The organism is Enteractinococcus helveticum, from assembly GCF_020742345.1.
Lineage (GTDB): Bacteria > Actinomycetota > Actinomycetes > Actinomycetales > Micrococcaceae > Yaniella > Yaniella helvetica_A.
The window spans coordinates 1-9,122 of the sequence record NZ_DYXC01000064.1; the positions used below are offsets into that span (position 1 = coordinate 1).

The 9,122-nt window shown below is 56.0% G+C and carries 7 protein-coding genes and 1 riboswitch; all 7 genes read left to right on the forward strand.

Annotated elements, in window-relative coordinates:
* The first annotated feature begins 305 nt into the window (after window positions 1-305).
* Window positions 306-1,187, forward strand: coding sequence for an ABC transporter permease (locus tag K8V32_RS05090; protein WP_303903870.1), 882 nt, complete (start codon window positions 306-308; stop codon window positions 1,185-1,187).
* On the forward strand, window positions 1,184-2,053 hold the full coding sequence (locus K8V32_RS05095; protein ID WP_303903873.1) for an ABC transporter permease: 870 nt from the start codon (window positions 1,184-1,186) through the stop codon (window positions 2,051-2,053). The genes K8V32_RS05090 and K8V32_RS05095 overlap by 4 nt, the downstream gene beginning before the upstream one ends.
* The gene (locus tag K8V32_RS05100) at window positions 2,053-3,705 is read left to right on the forward strand and encodes an ABC transporter ATP-binding protein (protein ID WP_303903876.1); all 1,653 of its coding nucleotides are present in this window, start codon (window positions 2,053-2,055) and stop codon (window positions 3,703-3,705) included. The genes K8V32_RS05095 and K8V32_RS05100 overlap by 1 nt, the downstream gene beginning before the upstream one ends.
* A gap of 392 nt (window positions 3,706-4,097) precedes the next feature.
* Window positions 4,098-5,099: a DUF1852 domain-containing protein gene (locus K8V32_RS05105; protein ID WP_303903878.1), complete on the forward strand. Its 1,002-nt coding sequence runs from the start codon at window positions 4,098-4,100 to the stop codon at window positions 5,097-5,099.
* An 8-nt stretch (window positions 5,100-5,107) separates the two neighbouring features.
* On the forward strand, window positions 5,108-6,139 hold the full coding sequence (locus K8V32_RS05110) for a methionine synthase (RefSeq protein WP_303903881.1): 1,032 nt from the start codon (window positions 5,108-5,110) through the stop codon (window positions 6,137-6,139).
* A 374-nt stretch (window positions 6,140-6,513) separates the two neighbouring features.
* A riboswitch (SAM riboswitch) is annotated at window positions 6,514-6,635 on the forward strand.
* Window positions 6,636-6,676: 41 nt separating this feature from the next.
* Window positions 6,677-8,095: an O-acetylhomoserine aminocarboxypropyltransferase/cysteine synthase family protein gene (locus K8V32_RS05115; protein WP_303903884.1), complete on the forward strand. Its 1,419-nt coding sequence runs from the start codon at window positions 6,677-6,679 to the stop codon at window positions 8,093-8,095.
* A partial coding sequence (locus K8V32_RS05120; RefSeq protein ID WP_303903887.1) for an aminotransferase class I/II-fold pyridoxal phosphate-dependent enzyme occupies window positions 8,092-9,122 on the forward strand: 1,031 nt, incomplete at its 3' end. The genes K8V32_RS05115 and K8V32_RS05120, both read left to right, overlap by 4 nt.

Sequence of the window (9,122 nt, forward strand, 5' to 3'; positions counted from 1 at the left end):
CAGCGAACATTAGAGGTCAGAAGACTCATCATACGTGTGGCGACCTGGCCACCTCAGTTTTGCCTTGAATCGCGACTCTGATGAAGCACCAGTTCAAATATAAGAGCGCCTCATCACCCTCAACATGGGACGCTGCGAATTGGCCCTGGCAAATCACGCTGTGCGCTGTTGGCCTGCATGGCCTCGTCTCGCAGGGTGTACACCGCACCCCAAATCTTGTACCCCACCGGGCACATTGCTATGTTCGGTGTAATATACGTCACACCAACCCTCGCTTATCGCGGGTGGAATGCGAAGGTGGCAGCATGAAGATCGAGATTCTTCGTCGCGTAGGAATCAGCCTGCTGGTCGCCATCGCGCTGTCCGCCGTCATATTTGCCGCCGTCCGACTGCTACCGGGCGATCCCGCCAGTTCATCTCAGCCACCCGTGCAACACTACTTCCAGTGGTTGGCCGGTATGATTCAGACAGATTTCGGTGTCTCGCAGACTGGTCGTCCGGCGTCAGAAGTGCTAGCTGCTACCCTTCCGTACTCGCTGGCCTTGCTGGCGGCAGCCGTCATCATCGCGACGACGTTGGGCCTTTGGATTGGTACAGCCTCCGCTCGGCGCCAAGTGACCAGGGTCAAGCATCCTACCGGCTGGATTTCGCTGATGCTGACCGCCGTACCCGAGTTCATCGTGGGAATTGTTCTCCTCGGGATCTTCGCAACCTTGGTAGTTCCCATCTTGCCGACCGGGTCTGCGGTAGAGACACCGTGGTGGGAAACCCTGTTGCAATGGATGCTGCCGTTACTCACGCTGGTCCTGGTGGCCACACCGTATATGGTCCGGGTGACCAGGTCGGCACTGGTTACAGCCCTAGATTCCGACGCCATAGAAATGGCCCGGCTCCGCGGCGTCTCGGAGCACGTCGTCGTACATGCTCATGCCATGCCGCTGACAATCGGGGCCATCGCCCACGGAGTCGCGATGCAATTGACGTGGCTGATCAGTGGCCTGGTTGTGATCGAATACCTTTTCCAGTACCCGGGTGTAGGCCAGGTGTTGGTCAATGCGGTGAGAACCGGCGATGTGCAGGTCGTCCAAGCCATTGTGCTGGTGGTACTGCTGGTGTGCATTATGGTCCACCTGCTGGCCCAGGTGGTTGAGATTTTGGCCAATCCGCGATTCAGGAGTACCACATGACCGCGCCGCAAACACGCCGCCAATCCGCCACTCGGCGCCACGCGCTGGCAGGGGATGTGTGGGCGCAACCAGCCGGCAAAATCGGTGCGGTGCTCACCGCCATCATGCTGATGGTGACCGTGGGCGGCTATTTTTTCGCCGAAGCCCTGACCGGCCACTCCCCCGTTGAGCTCATTGGTCAACCTTTTGAATCGACCGGTATGGCCGGCACAGATATTCAGGGCCGGTCGGTACTGACCCGAACACTCGTCGGGGGCGTGACCTTATTCGGCTATGCGATTGCTGCCAGCACCATCGGTGTGGTGCTGGGCGTGGTGTTCGGCGTAACTGCCGGGTATGTCGGCGGGATGCTCGACTGGATTATCATGCGCATCAACGACGTCGTACTGGCCTTGCCCACACTGGTGCTGGCCCTATGTGCCATCGCGATGCTTGAACCCACCGGATGGGTCATTGTGGTGGTAGTTGGCATAATGCAAGCGCCGTGGATTGCTCGGAGCCTTCGGGATGCGATCCGGACGGTCAAGGACCAAGAGCATCTGCTGGCCGCGCGCATGTATGCGGTGTCACACTGGAGCATCCTCACCCGTGAGATGCTGCCGTATATTTCAGCTCGCATGGTGGCGGTAGTTTGCCTGCGGTTTACGTACTCAGTTGGGCTGATCGCGTCAGTGTCCTTTCTGGGTCTGGGCATCCAGCCAGCCACCGCAAACTGGGGCGGGATGCTCAGTGAGAACCTTATCGCCCTATCCACGCAGCCCTGGGCCGTGGTGCTGCCGGCCCTGGCCATCGCGGGGTTGACCATCGGCACCGGCCTGTTGGCGCACGCCCTGGACCAAGCTGCCAGCCTGAGAGGAACCCGATAATGCAACCGCGCTCCCCTGTGCTCGATATTCGAAACCTGAGCGTGATCGCCGAGGATTCTACCCCGGTGCTGCATAAGGTGCACGTCGAATTATGCCGCGGTGAGATGCTGGGACTCGTTGGTCAAACCGGCGCCGGCAAAACCACCGTCGGGCTGGCCTGCCTGGCCTATTTCCGCCGCGGCGTAGATGTAGTCAGTGGGTCACTGATGCTCAACCCGGTGGACGGGACCGAACCCGTGGAACTATTGGATCTTGATACCCAGACCATCCGGTCACTGCGCGGTCGCCGTATTGCCTACGTTCCGTCAAGCCCCTCGACGGCACTTAACCCGGCCATGCGGGTTGGGGAACACCTGCTGGAAGTTTTCACGACGCACAATGACGGCACCACCCACACCAACCGCCGCGAGCTGGTCGCCCAGGTGCTAAGCAATGTCGGATTACCTGCTGACGACGGCTTCCAGCGGCGCTGGCCCCACGAACTGGCCGGTGATCAACCGCAACGCCTCGTACTGGCGATGGCCTTTGCACTGACCCCGGACGTGGTCGTCTTTGATGAGCCCACCCACGGCCTTGACTCCGTCGCCCAGCACCGGGTGGTAGAAACCATCCGGAATTTGAGTCTCACCCACAACATTGCGGGGCTGTACCTCACGCGCGATTCGGGCATTGCGGCATCTATCGGTCACCGAATCGCCGTCATGCACAACGGTGAAATCGTTGAGACCACCACACCCGATCGGGCGTTGACCGCACCCGAGCACCCCATTACGCGCAGCCTATTTGCCGCAGTTCCAGACCCGACCGCCCAGCCCTCGGCCACACCTGCACCCCTGACCGCCAGCACAACACAGCACGACACGAAAGCCGGGGACGGCGAATATCTCCTCGCGCTCGAAGACCTCAGCGTTTCACGCCGTCAACGCAAGGTGCTTCGCGGGATCACACTGAGCATTGCACCCGGTGAGTGCACATTTGTCTTTGGGGAGACCGGGGCGGGCAAAACAACACTGGCCCAAGCGATTGCAGGATTGCTGCCTGGACATCACGGTGCGGTCAAGCTGCATGGCAGAACACTCGCCCCGCGGATTCGGCGTCGTAGTTCAGCAGACCGTCTCGATGTGCAGTACCTATCCGGTTCCCCGACCGGTTTGCTCAACCCCCACCGCGCCATCGGCGAGTCCTTGTCAGTCCCGGTCGCAACCGCTGGTTCAGCACCCACCGACCAGCACCGGCGGATAGTTGAGGAAGCCCTGGAAACAGTGGGCCTCGAGGCGGCATGCTATGAGCGCTACCCGGCCGAAGTATCTACCGAACAACTCCAGCGGGCGGCCATCGCCCGAGCACTCGTGGCCGGTCCATCGCTGCTGGTGTGCGACGATATCACCGAAGCATTGGATACCACCGCACAGGCCGCACTCATCGCGTTAGTCAACTCACTGCGCCAATCGCACAGGCTGACCATCTTGTTCTTAGCAGGCGACATTCAATGGGCCCGGCACGTTGCCACCCGCATCGCGGTACTGTATCAGGGGCACATCATCGAATACGGCACCGTCGACGACGTCTTCACCAACCCCACGAACGATTACACCAGGGCCCTGCTCACCAATGGGACGGCGTCAGCAGGTCCGATTGTCGTTGGCGAATGAGCAGACTTCCTGTGATCGCTACGTGAGTGCATCCTGGTGACAGTTTGGGTTTGGCTCGGCGTTGGGAGCCACCGTTCTAGCAGGATGCGGATACCAAGATTGAAGCATGCCTGGGACCTGCGATGCGCACTGTCAAGGTAAACCTCAGCGCTGACACCTAAAGCACTGTTAGCTCTGCTTTGTCAAATAATACCTCAAGCGGTTGTCATAAAACTTCATCAATCATGCAATGACCTATTTCTTACACGACGCTGGCTTTTGTGACAATTCAGGTTCTGAGAACTCATGAAGGCGTGAGTAGAGTCTAGATCCTGGAAGGGAGCAAGCACAGCGTGCACGCTCAAGTATCCAAACCACAGAACACAACTAGTATCCACTCGAGGCCAGATCACTTGAAGACACCACATAGGGAATTTGCCTTTAGTATTCGAAGCATTGCTTTCGACGAAAACTACCAGCCTGCAGAAAGTACTCGGCTGACAACGAACTTTGCTAATTTGGCGCGCGGCAAGAGCCGACAAGTCAACCTGCGCAACACCCTGCAGATGATCAATAATCGCTTCAATGATTTAGCTGATTGGGACAATCCTCAAGGAGATCGTTATTCCCTGGAGCTTGACATTGTTTCAGTTGATATCGATATTGCAGGTGACGGCCAGGCGTTTCCACTAATTGAAATACTGGAAACAACAATTATCGATCATCAAAACGATCAGCGTTTTGCAGGGATCGTCGGAAATAATTTCTCCTCATACGTGCGAGATTATGATTTTAGCGTGTTGCTTCCAAAGCATAATGAAGACCGTCACGATTTCAGCATTCCCAAGAATTTTGGCGACCTGCACGGGAAACTCTACGACTATTTCCTGAGCTCGGATATTTACCAACAGAACTTCAACAAGCTGCCAGTCATCTGCCTCAGCGTCTCAACCAGCAAGTCCTACCATCGCACAAATAATCAGCACCCCATACTCGGTGTGGAATTTGAGCACAGTGATTCTTCGTTGACTGACCAGTATTTTGCGAAAATGGGCCTCAAAGTACGTTATTTCATGCCCCGAAATAGCATGGCACCATTGGCGTTCTATTTTCACGGTGATTTGCTGAGTGATTATTCGAGCCTTGAGCTCATCAGCACCATCAGCACCATGGAAACATTCCAGAAAATCTACCGACCAGAAATTTATAATGCCAATTCTGCGGCAAGTAAAAACTACCACCCAAGTCTGCAAAACCAGGACTACTCGCTGACTCAAATCGAGTATGACAGAGAAGAACGCAGCCGACTGGCTCGTGAGCAAGGCGAGTCCACAGCTTTGCATTTTATCGAACCCCATGAAGCGCTCCTCGAGCAATGGGCGAAGAATTACGAGCCCGCACGAAAGCAAAAATAAGGACAGCTATGACAAAAAAATTGTTACCCACCTCGACTGCAGGTAGCTTGCCTAAACCTGCATGGCTTGCAGAGCCTGAGAAACTTTGGTCACCTTGGAAAGCCCAAGGCAGTGAGTTACTTGAAGCCAAACGAGATGCGTTAAGCCTGTCATTACTCGAACAACAACAAGCAGGCATAGACATTGTCAGTGATGGTGAGCAAACACGACAACATTTTGTCACCACCTTTATTGAGCATCTCAGCGGAGTCGATTTTGAAAAACGCGAGACCGTGAAAATTCGCGATCGTTATGATGCCAGTGTGCCTACGGTCGTTGGGCCAGTGTCTCGTGACAAGCCTGTCTTTGTTCAAGATGCAGAATTTTCACTTCAGCAGACCAGCAAACCGCTCAAATGGGCTCTTCCCGGACCCATGACTATGATTGACACGCTCTTTGACGACTACTACGGCAGTCGCCAGGAACTCGCGTGGGAATTCGCCAAAATCCTGAATGAAGAAGCCAAAGAACTCGAGGCCGTCGGTGTCGATATCATCCAATTCGATGAACCAGCTTTTAATGTCTTCTTTGATGATGTTAATGATTGGGGCATCGCGACATTAGAACGTGCCATCGAAGGACTGAAGTGTGAAACCGCCGTCCATATTTGTTATGGATACGGTATTGAAGCAAATACGGAGTGGAAAAAGACCCTCGGATCAGAGTGGTTACAGTATGAACAGTTTTTCCCACGGCTACAAAAATCCAACATAGATATTATCTCTTTGGAGTGCCAAAACTCTCACGTCCCCATGGACCTTATTGAACTCATCCGCGGTAAAAAAGTAATGGTAGGAGCCATCGACGTAGCAACCAATACCGTTGAGACTCCAGATGAAGTAGCTACTACGTTGCGAAAAGCGCTTGAATTCGTAGATGCCGACAAACTGTATCCATCAACGAACTGTGGCATGGCCCCTTTGCCTCGTACCGTGGCACGAGGCAAGCTCAATGCGCTCAGCGCAGGTGCAGAAATAGTACGAAAAGAACTTGCGAGCTAGGGCACACCTCTAGTGGGAGGAATCCTACTGTCAGGTTGGTGCCGAGACATTCAGCTCAACAGAGGCTGGGGATGACGACTCCACTGCCCAACGAAGAACAATGGCCACCGTTCTTCGTTTTCCGGCGTCATTCCCAGTTGCACCATGTACAGCGTCTCGAAATATTGTGCTGACCGTAACATTCTGACATTTACCGGGGTATGGCTTCTTCAGTCTCGAAGATGACGTCTCCTGGTTGCACACCCAACATCGCAATCTCTACAGTAAATGCATCGTCTCCGGTCGAGCACCGATGTCAAGACACCCGTGAATAAACCTCACGTCTTGGTACAGCACATCGACTACCAGCGGAGACCCGAAAATAATTCAATATGGATCACGAGTATCGGTTTTTACAGCTCTGACTGACCGATCGGCAACCCTTTGTCGCTGTGACGGGGTGCTTTCAGATGATGATCCGGCCGTGAGCAATACCGCTCATCGGCAAGCATGGCGTTACGAAGCATCTGCTTCGCGCCCCGTTCACAGGGGGACACCTTGTCTACGACACCCAAGAACTCTGATGTTGAAGCGCGGCCACCTGCACCACCCGCACACCGGCCGGCCACAGAACAGATCCATGCCGGCACCGACCAGCAGTTACCAGCTCACCCAGTACGCCAGCCGCTCTACGCATCAGCGGCCTACCAGTTCGATTCGTTAGCACAGGCGCGCGAAACTTTCGCCCAGCGTCAACCAGGTTTCACCTATTCCCGTACCGGGAATCCCACCGTTGCGTTATTAGAACGCCGCATTGCAGCTCTCGAGGGCGGTGTTGGTGCAGTGGCCACATCCTCAGGTCAAGCCGCCATCACGCTAGTTGTGTTAGCACTAGCTGGCCGTTCGGGGCAGAGTCCCGATGGTGAACCCCATCCTGAGGTTTCTGCCGGACACGTCGTGGCATCCAACAGGATCTACGGTGGTACCGCAGATCTGCTCAATGACACCCTGGCCGAAGCCGGTATCACCGTCACCTGGGTCAATCCCCACAACCCGGCCGAATGGGAAGCCGCGGTAACCGATCGCACCAGGTTGTTTCTCGTCGAATCGGTGGGAAATCCCCACGGAGACCTTGCCGATATCCCTGCCCTTGCCGACCTCGCCAACCGCTACGGCGTCGTCTTGGCCGTCGATAACACACTGGCAACCCCCTACCTAGTACAGCCTGGCAGCCTCGGTGCCCATCTTGTGGTGCATTCGGCCACCAAATACCTATTGGGCAACGGGTCATGTTTGGCAGGTGCCATCATTGCTACCGGTCAGTTCAAGCCCAGCCAAAATCCGACTCGCTGGCCACAATTGACCGTCCCGCGCAAACGCTTCGGCGATCAATCGCTGGTGTCAGGTTTTGGTGACGACGGCGCACTGCTGCACCTGATCCGAGCCCAGCTCCTCAACGACACCGGACCAACATTATCTTCCTATAACGCTCAAAATATCCTTGACGGTCTTGAAACCCTGGACATACGAGTCCAGCGGCACTGTGCTACCGCCGAAGAACTCGCTCGCCGGTTGACTGCACATCCTGCAGTGTCTTGTGTGCGGCATCCGAGTCTGCCCGATTCGCCTGATCATCGGATCGCCACACGAGACTATCCGCGCGGCACCGGTGGCGTCCTGTCCTTTGAAATCGATTCCGACCTTCACGGCGTAGAACAATTTTTCGACGCTCTGAGCCTCTTTAAGATCGCCGCAAATCTGGGTGATGCTCGCTCAATGGCGGTCCACCCGGCATCAACGACCCACTGTCGACTAACCCCGGCACTCATTCAAGCCGGTGAAATCACTGAGCAAACAGTCCGCCTGGCCGTGGGCAGGGAAGACGTCGAAGACTTATGGGCCGACCTGAATACTGCTCTACATTGCGTCCTGTCAAACCAAACCGCAGGCCAAACACAGAAGGTGAATGTGTCATGACCGAAATCAAAATACCTTCCCAACCACGACAGCAACAACAGCTGTTGCGCCCCGGATTTCGTACCCAATCGGTACACGCCGGACAGCAGCCTGATCCGCTGACCGGTGCGGTGATTCAACCCATCTATCAGACCTCGACTTTCGCCCAGCCCGGAGTCGAAACACTCAAGAGCGGCTATGAATACTCCCGCGGTGGCAATCCGACTCGCACCGCGTTAGAGACCCAGCTTGCCGCACTCGAACACGGAACAGCAGCCTTCGCCTTCGCCTCTGGAATCGCCGCTGAAGACGCCGTGCTGCGTGCCACGCTTCGTCCGGGGGACACTGTGGTGGCTGCGGCGGAAAGCTATGGTGGTACCCATCGATTGCTCACCCAGCTCTATGCCCGCTGGGGCATCCACACGATTTTTGTGTCGCCGCAGCATCCGCACGAGTTGGAACAAGCACTAGCTGATCCAACCGTGCAGCTGGTCTGGTTAGAGTCGCCCACCAACCCGCTGTTGACGGTTGTGGACATCGCAGCGTGGGCAGAACGTGCCCACGCTCATAATGCGTTGCTGGTGGTGGACAATACGTTTGCTTCCCCCGCGTTGCAGACTCCGCTTCAATTGGGTGCTGACGCTGTGGTGCATTCCACCACCAAGTACATCGGTGGGCACTCTGACGTCCTGGGTGGCGCTGTGGTCGTAGCCGATGCGGTCTGGGAAGACGTCCCGTTAGCCGAACGCCTGGAGTTCCAACAATTCGCCGGTGGTGCAGTAGCCGGACCACAGGATGCTTTTCTGACCTCAAGGGGTTTGAAAACCCTCGGTGTACGGATGAGACAGCACTGTGAGAACGCCGGGATTATCGCCGAATGGTTGACTTCCCGCGCTGTCATCAAAAATGTGTTCTACCCGGGCTTAGCATCGCACCCGTCCCACAGCATTGCCCGTCAGCAAATGTCAGGATTTGGTGGGGTGGTGTCATTCCAGGTGCACGGCGGTGAGGCTGCTGCACGACGTGTCGCCGAGGGCACGGAGACCTT